Consider the following 16,149-nt stretch of genomic DNA (forward strand, 5'->3'; position numbering starts at 1 on the left):
TTATATTTGATGTACCTAAAAAGGTTGGATATGCTTGACTACGGAGAGAACTGAAGACTACCTTAAGGCTATTGATACCATTATTGAGAAAAAGGGCTATTCTCAGGTAAAAGATATCGCACGATTCCTTGATGTAAGTCCGTCCAGTGTCACGGGAATGTTCAAAAAACTGACAAGGGAAGGATTCATCAATTACGAGAAGTATGGCGGTGTCACTCTCACCGCTGAAGGAAGAAAGCTTGCGAGAAGCACGAAGGAAAAGTTCAGTGTATTGCATGAGTTCCTCGTCCTCCTTGGTGTGGATGAAGTTACCGCAGACGATGATGCCTGCAAGATGGAGCATGTCATAACCCCTGAGACCCTTGAAAAGCTCACAAAGTTCAGCGAGTTTGTGAACTGCAGGGAGGAAATGCCAAAGTTCTTCCTCAATTTTAAGGAATTCTGTGAAAAAGGCGAGATTGCCAATTGTAGGAAGAAAAACAACATGTCCTCCTCCTTTGGCAAAGATATCAAAAAAGGGTGCAAGGATCGATCTTGAGCCATCCTGCCTGTTAAGATGGCAGTGCATATCCTTTTTTGTTCTTGGGCTTAATTGGTTCCATTTCTATTCGGTTTCTCAAATTTAAACCATGCTTAATATGTTAGGTATGCCAAAATTTATATACTATGGTTAACTAGTCACCAATATATTAGGATAGCCTAAATTTTGGAGGCTCGTGTACAAATGTTATCTATACTAAAAAAGAAACGCTGCTGCGGTCAGGAAGATGAGACCCGAAGCGACCTTGAACGGATAATCCTTGTGGGGAATCCGAATGTGGGTAAGAGTGTCATCTTCAATCACTTTTCGGACAGTTATGCGATAGTTTCCAATTATCCGGGAACCACTGTGTCGATAAGTAAGGGAAATGGACGGATCGGAGGGAAGGAATACGAGATAATAGATACGCCGGGGATGTACTCATTACTACCTATCACTGAGGAGGAGCGTGTATCACAGAGCTATCTGTTCGACAACGATCCTTTTGTCTATGTGCATGTGGTGGATGCGAAGAACATCCAGCGTATGCTCCCCCTTACGCTTCAGCTTATCGAAGCGGAAGTTCCCCTTATACTTGTATTGAACATGATGGATGAAGCGACCGAGCGAGACATTGAGATCAATGCTTCCCGGCTTGAGCAGGAACTGGGTGTTCCGGTCATCTGCACGACCTCAATAAAAGGGGAAGGGCTGGAAAGGCTCGAAGAAGTGATATCTAACTACAATTTCCAGCATGTCGATAGCAAGGTAGTGTATAGCAGGGGACTTGACTATGCGATCGAAAGTATATCCTCACTGATAGAGGCTGAATACGGCATATCGAAAAAGATGCTTGCTCAATTGCTGCTTCAGAACGACAGGGTGGCATTTGATGCCGTCTCTCAGAAAGGCGAAGATGTCGATGCTATCAAGAAGATAATAGATGGAACTGAAAAAGAGTACAATAAACCTCTTAATTATGTCCTGACCATAGAAAGACAGGCATTCGTAAATGATATTGTTGAGAATGTCATGACAACAGGAAAAAGGGATGATACACTTACAGAAGATGTTGAAAAGAGTTCCCGATCATCACTAAGGGAACGCATCGATGGCCTTCTCATTCACCCTGTAACCGGAATTCCAATACTGCTTCTGGTGCTTTATTTCGGGTTGTACAAATTCGTAGGCGGTTTTGCGGCAGGAACGGTTGTGGATTATCTTGAAAGTACCCTGTTCGGGAAAATGATAAATCCCTGGATCATCGAGAGTTTCAATGCTGCTGTGCCATATCCGGTCATACAGGACCTTTTCGTAGGCGAATATGGGATATTCACACAGGCTGTGACTTATTCAATAGCACTTATCATGCCGCTTGTTGGTGCATTCTTCATTGTGTTCTCCATCATCGAGGATACGGGATATCTTCCACGTCTTGCAATGCTCATAGACCGTGCTTTCAAGAAGATGGGCATGAGTGGCAGGGCTGTAATTCCAATGGTACTGGGTTTCGGCTGTTCCACCATGGCTACCATGGTTACCCGTACTCTCGAGACAAAACGGGAAAGGATCATCACGAGCATGTTGTTGTCCCTGGCAATACCCTGTTCCGCACAGCTTGGTGTTATCCTGGGTATACTGTCGTTCAGTGGTAAGGCACTGTTCATATGGGCGGTTGTGATCTGTCTGGAGCTGCTGGTGGTGGGATATCTTTCATCAAAGGTCCTGCCAGGTGCAAGTCCCAGTTTCTTCATGGAGATGCCACCCCTGAGACTTCCAAAGCTGTCAAATGTGCTCATAAAGACATATTCGAGGATGCAATGGTATTTCCTTGAGGTATTGCCTCTGTTCGTTGTGGCAAGTGTGCTCATATGGATAGGAAGGCTTACCGGTATGTTCGAGCTGGCGGTCCAACTCTTCAGTTATCCGTCACAGTGGATCGGCCTTCCTGCAGAAGCAGGGGTAATGTTCCTGTTCGGCTTCTTCAGGAGAGATTTCGGTGCTGCCGGACTGTTCGATATGTATAACGCAGGGCTGCTGAGTGATATTAACATCGTTGTTGCTGCCATCACATTGACATTGTTCATGCCATGTATAGCACAGTTCATGGTCACTGTGAAAGAAAGAGGTATCAAGATAGCTCTCGGAATGGCTGCATTCATCTTCCCAAGTGCGTTTGCAGTAGGCTTTGTCGTGAACTATGTTCTAACTACATTCGGGGTGGTTCTATGAAGTGCCCCCTCTGTAGCTTTGAGTTCGATGAGCCCGACAGGTCGAAATGTACAAGCTGTGGCAGGTTCAGTTCATGTAATCTGCAACGCTGCCCGAAATGCGGGTATGAGATACCACCGGAGACCAAACTGGAAAAATTCGTAAGGGGGCTGTTCAAATGAAAATAAGTGAAGATGCAGAGGAAGTCCTGGAAAGGATGTGGATCTGCACAAATGAAAATAATATGGTTCATGTGAGTCTGGGGTCCCTCGGGCTGAACGAATCATCTCCACAGATACAGGAACTGCTTGAGATCGGCAATATCATCATTTCCGATGCAAATACAAGCCTTACGAAAGAAGGTGCCGAAAATGGCAGATTGGTTGTCAGGAGACATCGTCTTGCCGAGAGACTTCTGGTGGATGTGCTGAACACAAAGGACAAGTACGTGCATAGTTCTGCATGTGAGTTTGAACACATACTCCATAGGGGCATTGATGATAATGTATGCACCCTTTTAGGGCATCCGAGTACCTGTCCTCATGGCAAACCCATACCTGAAGGGGATTGTTGCAAGAAAGCCAGGGATGAGCTGGAGCAGGTCGTTACCCCCCTTTCATTGCTGAAGAAAGGGCAGAGGGGCAAGATCGCATATTTCAATATGAAGGAAGAGGAAAAGATGCAGAAGATGCTGGCAATGGGCGTACTGCCGGGTATTCCTGTGAACCTTGTCCAGTCATATCCTTCGTATGTTTTCGACCTGAACCATACGAGGTATGCAGTCGATAAGGAGATCGCGGAGAGCATATTCGTAAGGATCGAATGAGAATGATAACTAATTTAGCTCAATAATGTACCGCCAACCAGAGGGTCTCTGTCGTGTCACTGGTCCAGATGACCCTGTGTTTGCAGTGGGCAGGAATGTTAATATGATCGCCAGGACCGAGGTGCACTACCTCCGAATCTTCAAACATCAACTTCGCCTCCCCCTGCAACACCATGACCCATTCACTGCGATCTTGATCGTACCACTGTCCCTCTGGGGTCACATGTTTCTTTGAAACGATACGCTCGATCAATACCCCACTTTGATCTACCAAAGGCTCGAACACTTCATGGGTTAGATCGACTGGTATTTGGTTATATATATTATTTTTTTCCATGGTACTCCTCATGGATTCGATCAATAAAAAGGACACCTTAAGGTACCCTTACATTGTCAGTTACCAAGGCCTGCATGATTCAAGGCTTGAATTTAAAGCCCAGTGGCGATACCCACCGATTCATGTATATGGTGGATGATCAGACCTTCTCCCCGATCATCAATAACTTTATCTTATGTTCCATACAGACCTCTGTCCTATGAAAATAGGATATGAACGACCCCTGTTCAAAGGAGGTGGACAGTTTGCGTGATATTATCATGCATATACACGAGCACCCCTGTCAGCTCGTTCTTGCAGTAACAGGAGGCGGTGCCGGGGCCATTGACCAATTGTTGAGGTATGGGGGCGGTTCTGCTACGGTTCTTGAAGCTCTCGTACCATATAGCTCTAAAGCCCTCGATGAACTGATAGGTAAAAAACCCGTGAAATATGCTTCAGCTGTAACTGTAAGGTCCATGGCCATGGCTGCATACCGCCGTGCTTTATCTCTTACAGCCAATGGCGACTTGGTGAAAGACAAAGTTTTGATGGGTGTGGCTGCTTCATGTAAACTTTCTGTGGGTGATGTTGAGCGTGAAGGGCGCGAACATAAGATCTTCGTTGCTATACAGTCCTTCGATAAGACCTTCGTGAGGACACTCATACTCAAAAAAGAGCGGTCAAGGGAAGAAGAAGAGTTCCTTGCAACCTGTGCCATAGTCGATTCCATTGCAAAAGAGTGCGGTTGGGCCGGGAATATGCTTCTTGAAGATCTCTTACATGAGGATGAGGTCGTTGAGGAAAGGGAAGCAACCGCTTCTGAAGAAGTGGCTCAGATGCTTACCCTTCCTAATAATATAATGAACAGCCTGAACCTTGTGTCCGATGTTGTTCAATTCGACCTGGGCAGTGAAGATGTTACTGAAAAGCCGGAAGTTATATTCTCAGGTTCTTTCGATCCCTGCCATAAGAATCATATTCAAATGGCTGAGCAGTCTTTTGATAAATTGGGGAAGAAGGTTCACTTTGAGATATCTCTCACAAACGTGGACAAGCCGCCCATAGACCTCATATCGCTTCAGGAGAGGCTGGATTCTCTCAGTAAGTACAGGGATGAGGCCTTTTTTGGTGGTATTCTCCTGACTGTGGCTCCCCTATTCGTTCAGAAAGTCAACCTTTTCGAGAATGCCACTTTCATTATCGGGGCAGATACTGCGAACCGTTTGTTCAAAACCCGATACTATCGCAATGCTGAAGATATGAGGGAAATGCTGGAAAATTTCAGGAAAAGGAAAACTCATTTCCTTGTATTCCAGAGAAAAGGGGTTGAACTCGAACTTGAGCCTGAGATATTAGAGCTTTGTGAGGTAGTTCCTCTTGCTGATTACCTTGATAATGGCACTTCTTCAACCTCTATTCGAAAAGAACTGTTTAAGGATGAATGATTTGTAGGAAGTGAATGGATCAAGTTTGATATTTTGTTCTTATATGTGAGATACAATATATCTGTGCAGGAAAGTATTTATCTGGTTGCAATACATTTCTGAACATAGGTATTTCGAGGGAATATTTTGAACAAATATGAGAAATTCACTAAATTGGAGAACAAAAGTTACTCTGATGTCACACGTTTTCTGAAGAAGACCACTCATCTTACTGCACGTGAATGGGTAATTGCACGTTTGTGTGCTGATTTCAAGAATCTCTCGAACCGTTCCGAGATGACCTGGATAGGGGAGAACCTGCCTGAGCTTGTTCCTTTTGTCGATGAGCCATATACGAGGCAGGAAGTGTCCAATGCACATGCTGCTTTCAAGCACAAGATCGAGAGAAGCGGTACAACTTTCTTTTATGCCTACTATGCCGGGCTCATCGGACAGGAGGAGATGATACAGATAATACACAAGATCGTATCCGACCTGAAGCTTCTCATAGAGACCGAGAGCGGCGAGATCTCCGATGACCATATGACAGATGTGCAAATGCTTGTGGCAGATACTCTTCACAGGATCAATGAGTCTCTGGACTATTGAGTGGTATAAGTACATTGCAAACAGTTATCATTTAAGATAACATGCATTATCTAAAAACGATACTATTTATGGGATAAGGCAATTCTAACAATTGCTTCGAAGATGTTGTCGCACAAAAAACCCATTACAACTCCTTTACATCTTGATTTCCCAAAAATTGTGATGTTTAATTGGGTCAACCTCCTTCCTTTGACAACATTTTCTTCCTTCCTTGCCAACATTTTCTTTTTTGTGTTCCATAACATCTGCCGGACAAGAAAAGTGAAAAGTACGACAATGTATTTATCATGAGACATTTTCTTATACATCGATACAATGAGCTTCAGAGATTTTATCGACCATTTACGAACCAGTGGCAGGTTAGTTGAGGTCACAGAGCCGGTTTCGAAAGTATTCGAAGCACCAAGACTTGCAAAGAAGAGCAATGCTCCCATACTGTTCCACGATATTGACGGACAAAAGGCCATCATGAACCTGTTGGGTTCAAGGGATGAGCTTGCCGATATGTTCGGTGTCCCAAAGGACGGTATTATACAGAGGCTTTCAGATATAAGGCCGGATGGGGAAGTAAAGATAGTAGATACCTCTGCTACCATGGAGGTCATTGAGAATGATGTGGACCTTTCAAAGCTTCCTCTGATGACACACTTTGAGAAGGACGGTGGTCCTTATATCACAGCTGGAGTCGTCGTTTCCGAATATGGCGGGATGATGAACGCCTCCATCCACAGACTTATGGTCGTGGGTAAGAACAAGCTGGCAGCACGCCTCGTTCCTCCACGCCACTCCTATGTACTCCACAAAAAGGCAGCTGAGAACAACGAGCCTTTACCGGTAGCCATCGTGCTGGGTGCTGACCCGGCGATAACCTTCGCTTCCACCACCCGTGTTCCGGCAGGAAAGGAATTCGAGTATGCAGCAGCTCTTAGGGGTGCTCCTGTGGAACTGTTCGAATGTGAGAACGGTGTGAAGGTGCCACATGCTGAGATAATCCTCGAAGGTTATGTAGACCCCACCGAAAGGGTGGATGAAGGACCTTTCGTTGATATCACAGGCACCTATGACCTTGTACGCAAGGAACCGGTGATCACAATTACAAAGATAATGCACAGGAAGGACCCTATCTATCACGGCATTCTTCCAGCAGGTGCAGAGCATCTTCTCATGATGGGCGTGCCTTACGAGCCAAAGATATACAATGCAGTGGCAGAGGTCACGACCGTAAAGAACGTAGTGTTGACGGAAGGCGGCTGCTGTTATCTCCATGCGGTCGTCCAGATCGAGAAACAGACCGAAGGCGATGCCAAGAACGCCATCATGGCGGCATTTGCAGCCCATACCAGCCTTAAGCATGTCGTTATAGTGGACGAGGATATCGATATCTTCAATATGATGGATGTGGAATTTGCCATTGCAACAAGGGTGAAAGCTGACCTCGATGTCATGATAATCCCGAACGTGCGTGGAAGTTCTCTCGATCCGAGAGGCTCTCCCGATGGGACCACCACCAAGATGGGCATAGATGCCACAAAGGTCCTTGCAGAAAAAGAGATATTCGAGCGCGCAAAGATGCCCGAATGATAACTATAGGAAATTATAATGTATCTGACAGCAGAAGAAGAGAATATACTTGACGGCGAACAGGGTGAGACCCTGCGCAAGGCCATGGAGATCCTTGTTGCACTTGGAGATATCTATGGTGCCGATGGTCTGATCCCTGTCAAGAGCGCCCAGATAGCAGGCGTGTCCTACAAGACGATAGGGGATGCCGGCCTTGAATGGATATCCGATCTCGAAGGGACGGTAAAGGTCCCTTCAATATTGAATCCCGCAGGCATGGACATGGTCCGGTGGGAAGAGATGGGCATCGAGCCGGAATTTGCGGAAAAACAGCTGGAGATCATAGCTGCTTATGAAAAGCTCGGGATACGTTCAAAGTGCACCTGTACTCCCTACTATCTCGAAGGTTTCTCGGCGACCTGTGGCGACCATCTTGCATGGAGCGAGTCTTCGGCCGTCTCCTATGCGAATTCGGTGATAGGTGCACGCACCAATCGTGAAGGCGGTCCGTCCGCATTATCTGCTGCACTGGTCGGGAAGACCGCGAACTACGGTTACCATCTTGATGAGAACCGTGTTCCTACGGTCTCCGTGGTCGTGGACCATGAGCTCTCTGGTTCTGATTATGGTGCCCTTGGTTATATTGCAGGCAAGGAGATCGGTAATCGTGTACCTATGTTCCATCTGGCCTCCACACCCACCTCAGATGAACTTAAAGGGTTGGGTGCTGCAATGGCGGCCTCCGGAGCAGTTGCATTGTATCATGTGGAGGGTGTCACACCTGAGGCAAAGCAGGTCCGTTTTGATAGGCCCGATGAGACCATCACCATTCAGAGGGATCAGCTCGATGAGGTCTATGGTACCATCATTGGCAATGAGGATGACCTGGAATGCGACATCGTAGCGATCGGCTGCCCACACTGTTCTCCTGAGGAATTGAACAGGATCGCCGATCTGCTGGAAGGCAAAAAGATAGAAAAGGAACTCTGGGTATGTACTTCAAGAGAGGTTGCCCAAAGATATCCCGATGTTGTGAAAAGGATAGAAGAGAGTGGCTCAAAGGTTCTGTGTGATACCTGTATGGTCGTCTCCCCTGCAACGGAAGGTCACAATTGCATGATGGTCAATTCAGGCAAAGCACTTGCATACGTTCCGGGAATGTGCAAGGTCCCTGCAAAGATCGGAAGTCTGGAAACATGTATCAAAAAGGCAGGTGGTGACAATTAAGATCGAATGCAGGACCATTGCAAGGGGAGTTGCGGAAGGTGAGGTACTTCTGTCAGAGGATGCCCTCTCCTTCTTAGGTAACGTTGACCCGAAAACAGGAGTAGTTGTTGACCCCGGTCATGCTATCTACGGAGAATGTATCAAGGACAGGATACTTGTTTTCCCGCATGGAAAAGGTTCTACCGTGGGTTCTTATGTGATCTACCAGTTGAAAAAGAACAACGTATCCCCTGCTGCAATGATAAACATCGACTCTGAACCGATAGTGGCAGTGGGAGCTATCATCTCCGATATCCCTCTCGTGGACAGGCTCGATAAGGACCCTTTCACCATTTTTAAGAACGGTGATCGTGTGAAGGTCGATAGTACCGGCGGTTTCGTTGAATTGATGGACAGATAAATTCAGACGTGGGGAACAATAAAGGTAATGTCTTCAAGAAATAAAGATCCAGAGGATGCAGAAATAGAGGCCATGGTCATGGACCTCTATGATGACATTCACCCATTCTTCAAAGCCTATGAAGTGGACTATGTCGATAGTGAGATTCATTTTTACGGTGTTCCCCAGATCGAACCCAAGATTGTATATCAACATCTCTGGCCGAAGTTAACAGCCAAGGGCTATAAGCTATCCTTTAACAAGGAACTCGGGGAAGTTGTATTGGTCGTCTCTCCTATACGAGAGGTCCCTGAGCGTATATGGATCAATGTCCTGCTCGCCGTAGCAACGGTATTCACCACGATGTTCGCAGGTGCTACGATGTTCGGGGTGGATATCTTCACCGATCCCTCTCAGTTCACCAAAGGACTTCCCTTTACGCTTGCCATAATGTTCGTTCTCGGTTCCCATGAAATGGGTCATTACATGGCCGCGAAGATGCACGGCATGCGGACCTCATTGCCATATTTCATTCCTTTTCCTACTATAATTGGCACAATGGGTGCTGTTATCAAACACAGGGGTATCATACCTGACAGGAAAGCATTGTTCGATGTGGCCGTTGCAGGCCCACTCGTGGGTCTTGTGGCCTCTGTTATAGTGACCTTCATCGGGTTGTCATTACCGCCTGTGGAGTACGTAGTAACACCCGGTAATATGGTGCTCGATATACAGGTCCCCCTTCTGTTCCAGGCTATAGATACGATATCCGGCAATACTGTCGAGACTATGCATCCTGTGGCATTTGCAGGCTGGGTCGGTATGCTGGTGACCGTGTTGAACCTGCTACCTTCGGGTCAGCTCGATGGTGGTCATATAGTCCGTGCAATGCTCGGGGAACGTGCAAAGCATGTTTCCATGGCAATGCCCTTCATTTTGGGAAGTCTCGGACTTTATGTCATTTTCGTGCTTCAGCAAAATGGCGGGATATGGATGTTCTGGTCCATTTTCCTTCTGATCTTTGCACTGGCAGGCCATCCAAGGACCTTAAATGATGATATTAGGCTTGACAACAGGAGAATGGCATTGGGGATCGGGACTTTCATACTTGGTCTGCTGTGTTTTACTCTGGTGCCTTTTACACTGGTAATTACTTGAGGTTAACAAAGATGGATGTATGTTTCAGGTTGATGCAGAAGAACACTTGCAGCCTTGCAGCTCTTCTCCCCCTTATTCCCGAAGGCAAACTTGTAAAAGAGATGCATGAGGGCATCATGATCTATAGCTTTGCCACAAAACAAAAAGAGAATGTGTACGCAGAGGTGGATTCCCGACCATCCGGTACTATCTGTATAGCAGGTGGTCCGCATCCTTCAGGTTCTGTTGAGGACACTCTGGAGCACTTCGATCTTGTCGTTATAGGGGAAGGTGAAGAGACCCTTCCGCATCTTGTAAATATGCTCCTTGAAGGGGGGGATGTCTCAAAGGTCAGGGGGATAGGATACAAATACAATGGTGAGGTCGTGCTTACGGGAAAGCGTGAGCATGTGGACCTCGACAATTATCCATGCTTCGACCCGAAAGGTATTCGCTCACCCCTAGAGATAAGCAGGGGATGTCCCTGGAATTGCAAATACTGTCAGACACCCCGGCTTTTCGGACACGAGATGAGACATCGAAGCATCGATTCCATTGTCAGTTTCGCCAAACATTACAACGACCTGCGATTTACTTCCTCAAACGCATTTGCCTATGGCGGCAATGGTATCCAGCCACGTTTCGACAGGGTGGAAGCACTGCTCTCGAAGCTGAGCTCCATGGAGAGCAAGAACATCTTCTTTGGAACTTTTCCTTCCGAAATACGTCCTGAATTCGTCACACATGAAGGGCTGGACCTTATCGATAAGTACTGCAGTAACAGAACGATAAGTCTGGGTGCCCAATCCGGAAGTGACAGTATGTTGAAAGAGATGTTGAGGGGACACACCTCCGAGGATGTCAATATCGCGGTTGAACGGAGTTTTGAGCATGATATCATACCGGTAGTGGACTTCATCTTCGGTTTTCCCAATGAGACCGAAGAAGACCAGCAAAGCACACTTGACCAGATAAAATGGATAAGCAAAAAAGGTGGAAAAGTGCGAGCGCATTACCTTTCTCCTTTACCTTCAACACCCTACGAGAACATCGTTCCTTCACATGTTAGCGATACTGTTAATCGGGTGCTGGGTAAGATGGCAAAAGATGGTAAGCTCAACGGTAGCTGGAATGAGTGATATCATTCCCCTTTTGAGATTCGGCAAAGCTCCAATCCGTTGTTGTGGAACACGTAAACGATTATCTCTTTTCCCTTTTCAAAGGCTCGCATCTGGCGATCATAGACAGATTTTACATGCTTTAAGCAATTCTCTTTGAAATGTTCCTTTACTTTTTTAAAGAAAGCTATCTGCTGCTCAAGGTATGCTTCTTCGTATCCTTTAATATCGGATGCTATCTCTTTCGCATCCTCATCCGTGATCTCACTATGATAACATCCATGCTGGTCCAGACCGGAGATCTGTCGCCAGTCAAGGTTTCCTTCTTCATCTGTCTCCCGGTGGAGCATGTACGGATAAAGGCTGCATATGGTAGGTCTCTTATCATAGATGGTGCACCTATTGTTCTCGAGAAGAACGCAACTTCCATCCTCTTTTGTTCTCAGTGAGTATCCGGAAACGTAAAAATTTCCTTTCTGATCACAGAACTCATAGTATGGTGCAGGGGTGATAAGGGACCCGTCTATCTGTTTCATCGCTTCTACATCTTTTTCCAGCAGGAACACATGGTCGTTGAACTGTCTTGTGCAGCACATTCCGCACAGATCGCACTCGAACCCGACCTCTTTTATTATCTCAATAAGCTTTGCATCGGGATATTTTTTCAACGCTTTGAGCTCTTTTTCCGTTTCCCTTATCATTTCGTCTATCATTTTAAAGGTCCTCAACTGCTCTTTATCATGAGTTTGTTCTTTGAACGTTGTGTTCCTTAATCTTAATTATGGTATTTTCCTTATCAAATCTTCATATCAGAATACCGTTCTCTCACTTTTTTTACAAAGGGATGCCAGTTTCTGCATTATTTTAAAATTGTGGTACAAATGATATGTGTAAATTGATGCACCAATATCTCTAATGAACGGTACTTGTTTGCGATGAAGTGTCGTATATTGCAGTAAAAAAGATCAAGCAGACTGGTTTTCAACTCTCTCTTTATTAAAATGAGCAACGATCTTTTCGGCAAGGCCTTTACTGATACCATCCACTACGGTAAGCTCCTCGACGGTTGCATGGCGTATCTGCTCAATAGAACTGAAATGGTTCAGCAATGCCTTCTTTCTTGAGGCTCCGATACCTGGTATGGTGTCCAGTTCTGAGTGGGAGAGCCTTGCATTGCGTCTTCTTCTGTGGGATGATACGGCGAACCTGTGGCTCTCATCCCTTACACGCATGAGCATCTTGAGCGCTTCGGATGTGTGGGGCAGTATCACAACCTCATCGGTGCCTTCCCTGGGCACGATGATATGCTCGAATCTTTTCGCAAGTCCCACAAGCGGGATGTCGAGTTGCAGTTCTTTTAAAGAACCCATTGCGGCACCGACCTGTCCGGGACCTCCGTCTATGAGGATGAGGTCCGGAAGTTTGTCTTTCTCGGCTTTCTGTCGGGTATATCTGCGTTTTACAACCTCTGCCATCATGGCAAAATCATCTATTCCCTTCACCGTCTTTATGTTGAAATGCCTGTATTTGCTATTTGCAGGTATGCCGTTCTCAAAGACCACCATTGAACCCACGGCATCAGTGCCCGATATGTTGGAAATATCAAAACCTTCGATGTGTGCAGGCAATGTGGACAGTGACAGTGCATTCCTGAGCTCTAACAGTGCCTTGAGTGCCTGTTCCTTATCACTTTGCTTAAGGTGTGACTGCTCCAGGGTCATTTGGGCATTTTGCTCGGCCATTTCCATCAATCTTTTCTTGTTGCCCCTTTGAGGTACCTGTATCTGCACACTTCTCCCTGCTTTTTCAGAAAGCCATTTGATAACGAGTTCCTTTTCAGGTATCGGATTTTGCACAAGTATCTCAGGTGGCACGGGAGCATCCTGATAGTATTGCTTTATGAATTCCTCTGTGACACGGGCTATATTGCCGGTGGCATCTCCTCTGGAAAGCGACAGATCGGCTTTACCGACCATGTTACCATCCCTGATGTAGAAGATCTGTACGAAAACGGTCTCATCGTCAGAGGCAGTTGCAATTATGTCGCTGTCGTCATTTCCCGCAGTGGCAGTCTGCTGCTGGGAAAGGCTTTTCAGAGCATCTATCTGGTCGCGTATGACAGCAGCACTCTCATATTCCTGTGCCAAGGCGTGAGCGTTCATCTTTTCCTGAAGCTCCTTTATTATGCCGGATGTCTCACCCTTAAAGAACTTCACAGCTTCCATCACATTATTGCGGTATTCTTCAGGGGAGATCGAGCCATTGCATGGAGCATAACAGCGGTCGATATGATAGTTCAGGCAGGGCCTTTTTCCTTTGCCGTCTATTCTACGGTTGCACCTCTTTATCCTGAATATCTGTGAGATCATCTCAAGGGTCTGTTTGACAGGTTTAACGTTCGTATAGGGGCCAAAATAGAGGGCGCCGTCCATAAGCCTGCGGCGCGTCATGAATATCTTAGGGAATTTAGTATTGACAGTGACCTTCACGTAAGGATAACGCTTGTCATCCTTCAGGGCGATGTTGTAGTGCGGTCTGTTCTTCTTTATCAGATTCGCTTCGAGTATCAGTGCAGCGACCTCAGATTCCGTGACAATGTAGTCGATATCCGCGATCTTCCTGACCATTGCTATTGTCTTGGAGGAATGGCTCTTGCTGGACTGGAAGTACTGGCTGACCCTTTTCTTAAGGGACTTCGCCTTTCCGATGTAGATGATGTTGTCGGATACGTCCTTCATAAGATAGACGCCCGGCAGGTCAGGGATGTTGGATATGTCCGGTCTCATTTTTGCTGTTCCCTCCGGTCACAGCAGGAAGGGCTGCACCTTTGCTGTCATTTCCCGAGGGTCTTCTGGAATGTCCTCTCAACGAACTGAGGATACGTTCTTTCAATTATTGTCTTGAGGTTGACGATATCTTCCCTGTTATATTCCAGCAACAGCTCCAGGGATGCTTCATTACCGCGTTCATATTCGTGCCAGAGCCTCACAGCATCGAATCCGGTGATCCCTACGGTCTCATCGGTTCGGTTTATCTCCAGTTTCTTCTCAATTGCCTTGAGGCCGCCGGAAAGGCCGATACGCCTTAGGGGGTACATCAGGTCTATGTGAAGCTGGTTGAACTCTATCTGTGGGAATTCCTTTTGTATGAAGGGCAGGTCAAAACGGGCACCATTGAACGATACGAGCAGTTCGTATTTCTGTAACTCTTCCACGACTTCTTCAAGGTCTATACCTTTGACGTATGTTTTCGCATCCTTGCCATCGTATATTCCTATCACTGTGATGTAGGAACTTGAAGGTGACAGTCCGGTTGTCTCTATATCCACATAGGCGACCGAATCGGAGAAGTGCTCGAATGCCCTCCATTGTTCTGCACTTGGGAGGCAGTTGGCGAAATATTCGAAATCCTTTTGTTCCAGGTGTTCTTTAGATTCGGCTATGCCATTTGCTATCTTTTCTTTCCTGGTGGCTGGGATGGATATTTCATCCTGATGCTCAAGGTACTCGTCCCATGTGCAATATCCACTCTCCCATATTCGTTTTTCAATAGTTTTTCCAATTCCGGGGATGTGTGTGTAAGTACTTGTAAGCATTTTGTTTGCTCCACTGGACTTTCAGCTATACTTCTATTTAATGATGATGAGTTGCCATTTCTTTAGAAGGATTTAACATTAAGAATACACATTTTATATATAGAATCAACATATAACTTATATTTATTATTAAGAATACAACAGGGACTATCATGCGCGCAGATATAACTTCACTGTTTGGATTAAATGTGTATACGAACCAGGGTACATATGTGGGTAAAGTGAACGACCTCGTCTTCGATGTAGATGAAAGAATTGTTTCGGGGCTTGCTCTTTCAGACATCAATCGTGATATTTTTGATGTCCAGACAAGAGGCGTTATCCTTCCGTACCGCTGGGTGGTCACAACCGGGGACATCGTCATTATCCGTGATGTCGTCAGCAGGTTCAAGAAGCCTGTAAAAGAGGAAGCAAAAGACGATTGATGTTATTATGAAAAAACGGGAGATCTATTCCGATCTTCGCTGCATTCCGCCTGTGATCGTACGTGTAGATGGCAGAACATTTAAAAATACACTTTCCCGGCTTGGATGTGAAAAGCCGTATGATGAAAAGTTCGCATCTGCAATGGCAGATTCGCTTGAGCTTTTTTTCAAAAAAAGTGGAATTAATGCAGCGTTGGCGTACACATTTTCTGATGAGGCAAGTATCCTCTTCTTTGATCTGCCTTTTGAAGGGCGGGTCGAGAAACTGGATTCTGTCATATCCAGCTATCTTAGCAGTGCTTTTACCATCAGGATGGGCCTTGATGAACCTGTATCCTTCGATTCGAGGATAGTTCCGGTAACCAAGGAGTATGTTGCTGAATATCTTATCTGGAGGCAGAGCGAGGCGTGGAGGAACTGTGTCAGTTCATACGGTTATTACACTTTGCTCTCGGAAGGTATGAGTAAAAAGGATGCGGCCTCGGCCATTAAGGGCAAGAAGGCACAGGCCATACATGAATTGCTCTTCCAGCGCGGCATAAATCTCGATAAGGTTCCCACGTGGCAACGCAGAGGGGTTCTCGTTTATAAGGACGATTACGATGTAGCCGGATTTGACCCTGTACGCAAGGAAATGAGATCAAGTACAAGGAAAAAAGTGGTCCAGGACTGGGAAGTGCCACAATTCTCTTCTGAAGAAGGTACTGACCTTTTGAAAAAACATCTTATAGGTTATTGATGTATCGTAACCTATATTGGGATAGCTTAACTTTAATGTTTTATTATTCATAAAAATCCT

17 protein-coding genes are annotated in these 16,149 nt (G+C 45.9%); 13 read left to right on the top strand and 4 right to left on the bottom strand.

Translation table 11 applies throughout. From position 1 onward, the window contains the following. The first annotated feature begins 34 nt into the window (after positions 1-34). The 4 genes from AC20MK_RS01480 (at position 35) to AC20MK_RS01495 (ending at position 3,557) form a co-directional block, all read left to right on the top strand. Positions 35-538 carry a metal-dependent transcriptional regulator gene (locus tag AC20MK_RS01480; RefSeq protein ID WP_487356251.1) on the top strand — a complete coding sequence of 168 codons (504 nt, stop codon included), beginning with the start codon at positions 35-37 and terminating at the stop codon, positions 536-538. Between the two features lie 186 nt (positions 539-724). Next, entirely contained in the window at positions 725-2,752 is a 2,028-nt protein-coding gene (gene feoB / locus AC20MK_RS01485; RefSeq protein WP_487356252.1) for a ferrous iron transport protein B, read from the top strand. After that, entirely contained in the window at positions 2,749-2,913 is a 165-nt protein-coding gene (locus AC20MK_RS01490) for a hypothetical protein (protein ID WP_172367511.1), read from the top strand. Before feoB ends, AC20MK_RS01490 begins: the two co-directional genes overlap by 4 nt. Then, on the top strand, positions 2,910-3,557 hold the full coding sequence (locus AC20MK_RS01495) for a metal-dependent transcriptional regulator (RefSeq protein WP_487356253.1): 648 nt from the start codon (positions 2,910-2,912) through the stop codon (positions 3,555-3,557). Before AC20MK_RS01490 ends, AC20MK_RS01495 begins: the two co-directional genes overlap by 4 nt. A gap of 19 nt (positions 3,558-3,576) precedes the next feature. On the opposite strand, the gene AC20MK_RS01500 is transcribed toward AC20MK_RS01495, so the two are convergent. Then, complete coding sequence (locus tag AC20MK_RS01500; RefSeq protein ID WP_487356254.1) at positions 3,577-3,894, bottom strand: cupin domain-containing protein; 318 nt, start codon at positions 3,892-3,894, stop codon at positions 3,577-3,579. A gap of 245 nt (positions 3,895-4,139) precedes the next feature. Between AC20MK_RS01500 and AC20MK_RS01505 the strand changes: the two genes are divergently transcribed. The 7 genes from AC20MK_RS01505 to AC20MK_RS01535 all read left to right on the top strand — a co-directional run bounded on the left by AC20MK_RS01505 (position 4,140) and on the right by AC20MK_RS01535 (position 11,351). Then, the gene (locus AC20MK_RS01505; RefSeq protein ID WP_487356255.1) at positions 4,140-5,321 is read left to right on the top strand and encodes a nucleotidyl transferase family protein; all 1,182 of its coding nucleotides are present in this window, start codon (positions 4,140-4,142) and stop codon (positions 5,319-5,321) included. Between the two features lie 126 nt (positions 5,322-5,447). Then, a complete protein-coding gene (locus AC20MK_RS01510; RefSeq protein WP_487356256.1) occupies positions 5,448-5,909 on the top strand; it encodes a DUF5806 family protein in 462 nt (153 codons plus the stop codon). A gap of 315 nt (positions 5,910-6,224) precedes the next feature. Continuing rightward, positions 6,225-7,490, top strand: coding sequence for an anhydromevalonate phosphate decarboxylase (locus tag AC20MK_RS01515; protein WP_487356257.1), 1,266 nt, complete (start codon positions 6,225-6,227; stop codon positions 7,488-7,490). Positions 7,491-7,508: 18 nt separating this feature from the next. Continuing rightward, positions 7,509-8,696 (top strand): phosphomevalonate dehydratase large subunit, encoded by a 1,188-nt coding sequence (locus AC20MK_RS01520; protein WP_487356258.1) that lies wholly within the window; start codon positions 7,509-7,511, stop codon positions 8,694-8,696. Further along, positions 8,683-9,096, top strand: a complete 414-nt coding sequence (locus tag AC20MK_RS01525; RefSeq protein ID WP_172368254.1) for a DUF126 domain-containing protein — start codon at positions 8,683-8,685, stop codon at positions 9,094-9,096. Before AC20MK_RS01520 ends, AC20MK_RS01525 begins: the two co-directional genes overlap by 14 nt. 27 nt (positions 9,097-9,123) lie before the next feature. Further along, entirely contained in the window at positions 9,124-10,233 is a 1,110-nt protein-coding gene (locus tag AC20MK_RS01530) for a site-2 protease family protein (protein ID WP_487356259.1), read from the top strand. Positions 10,234-10,244: 11 nt separating this feature from the next. Beyond that, a complete protein-coding gene (locus AC20MK_RS01535) occupies positions 10,245-11,351 on the top strand; it encodes a TIGR04013 family B12-binding domain/radical SAM domain-containing protein (RefSeq protein ID WP_487356260.1) in 1,107 nt (368 codons plus the stop codon). A gap of 2 nt (positions 11,352-11,353) precedes the next feature. On the opposite strand, the gene AC20MK_RS01540 is transcribed toward AC20MK_RS01535, so the two are convergent. The 3 genes from AC20MK_RS01540 to AC20MK_RS01550 all read right to left on the bottom strand — a co-directional run bounded on the left by AC20MK_RS01540 (position 11,354) and on the right by AC20MK_RS01550 (position 14,925). Beyond that, a complete protein-coding gene (locus tag AC20MK_RS01540) occupies positions 11,354-12,043 on the bottom strand; it encodes a YkgJ family cysteine cluster protein (protein ID WP_487356261.1) in 690 nt (229 codons plus the stop codon). 252 nt (positions 12,044-12,295) lie between these two features. Then, positions 12,296-14,116 (bottom strand): excinuclease ABC subunit UvrC, encoded by a 1,821-nt coding sequence (uvrC, locus tag AC20MK_RS01545; protein WP_487356262.1) that lies wholly within the window; start codon positions 14,114-14,116, stop codon positions 12,296-12,298. Positions 14,117-14,163: 47 nt separating this feature from the next. Continuing rightward, positions 14,164-14,925 carry a ribonuclease H-like domain-containing protein gene (locus AC20MK_RS01550; protein WP_487356263.1) on the bottom strand — a complete coding sequence of 254 codons (762 nt, stop codon included), beginning with the start codon at positions 14,923-14,925 and terminating at the stop codon, positions 14,164-14,166. 152 nt (positions 14,926-15,077) lie between these two features. Here AC20MK_RS01550 and AC20MK_RS01555 point away from each other — a divergent pair, with 152 nt between their 5' ends. Beyond that, a complete protein-coding gene (locus AC20MK_RS01555; RefSeq protein ID WP_487356264.1) occupies positions 15,078-15,350 on the top strand; it encodes a PRC-barrel domain-containing protein in 273 nt (90 codons plus the stop codon). Between the two features lie 7 nt (positions 15,351-15,357). Then, on the top strand, positions 15,358-16,089 hold the full coding sequence (locus AC20MK_RS01560) for a tRNA(His) guanylyltransferase Thg1 family protein (RefSeq protein ID WP_487356265.1): 732 nt from the start codon (positions 15,358-15,360) through the stop codon (positions 16,087-16,089). Positions 16,090-16,149: the final 60 nt, after the last annotated feature.

It is taken from the genome of Methanococcoides sp. DA23, from assembly GCF_057593895.1.

Coding starts and splice junctions, on each gene's coding strand:
- AC20MK_RS01495 (WP_487356253.1), top strand. CDS start 2,910: ATGAAAATAAGTGAAGATGCAGAGGAAGTCCTGGAAAGGATGTGGATC.
- uvrC (WP_487356262.1), bottom strand. CDS start 14,116: ATGAGACCGGACATATCCAACATCCCTGACCTGCCGGGCGTCTATCTT.
- AC20MK_RS01490 (WP_172367511.1), top strand. CDS start 2,749: ATGAAGTGCCCCCTCTGTAGCTTTGAGTTCGATGAGCCCGACAGGTCG.
- AC20MK_RS01535 (WP_487356260.1), top strand. CDS start 10,245: ATGGATGTATGTTTCAGGTTGATGCAGAAGAACACTTGCAGCCTTGCA.
- AC20MK_RS01530 (WP_487356259.1), top strand. CDS start 9,124: ATGTCTTCAAGAAATAAAGATCCAGAGGATGCAGAAATAGAGGCCATG.
- feoB (WP_487356252.1), top strand. CDS start 725: ATGTTATCTATACTAAAAAAGAAACGCTGCTGCGGTCAGGAAGATGAG.
- AC20MK_RS01550 (WP_487356263.1), bottom strand. CDS start 14,925: ATGCTTACAAGTACTTACACACACATCCCCGGAATTGGAAAAACTATT.
- AC20MK_RS01520 (WP_487356258.1), top strand. CDS start 7,509: ATGTATCTGACAGCAGAAGAAGAGAATATACTTGACGGCGAACAGGGT.
- AC20MK_RS01560 (WP_487356265.1), top strand. CDS start 15,358: ATGAAAAAACGGGAGATCTATTCCGATCTTCGCTGCATTCCGCCTGTG.
- AC20MK_RS01555 (WP_487356264.1), top strand. CDS start 15,078: ATGCGCGCAGATATAACTTCACTGTTTGGATTAAATGTGTATACGAAC.
- AC20MK_RS01540 (WP_487356261.1), bottom strand. CDS start 12,043: ATGATAGACGAAATGATAAGGGAAACGGAAAAAGAGCTCAAAGCGTTG.
- AC20MK_RS01500 (WP_487356254.1), bottom strand. CDS start 3,894: ATGGAAAAAAATAATATATATAACCAAATACCAGTCGATCTAACCCAT.
- AC20MK_RS01515 (WP_487356257.1), top strand. CDS start 6,225: ATGAGCTTCAGAGATTTTATCGACCATTTACGAACCAGTGGCAGGTTA.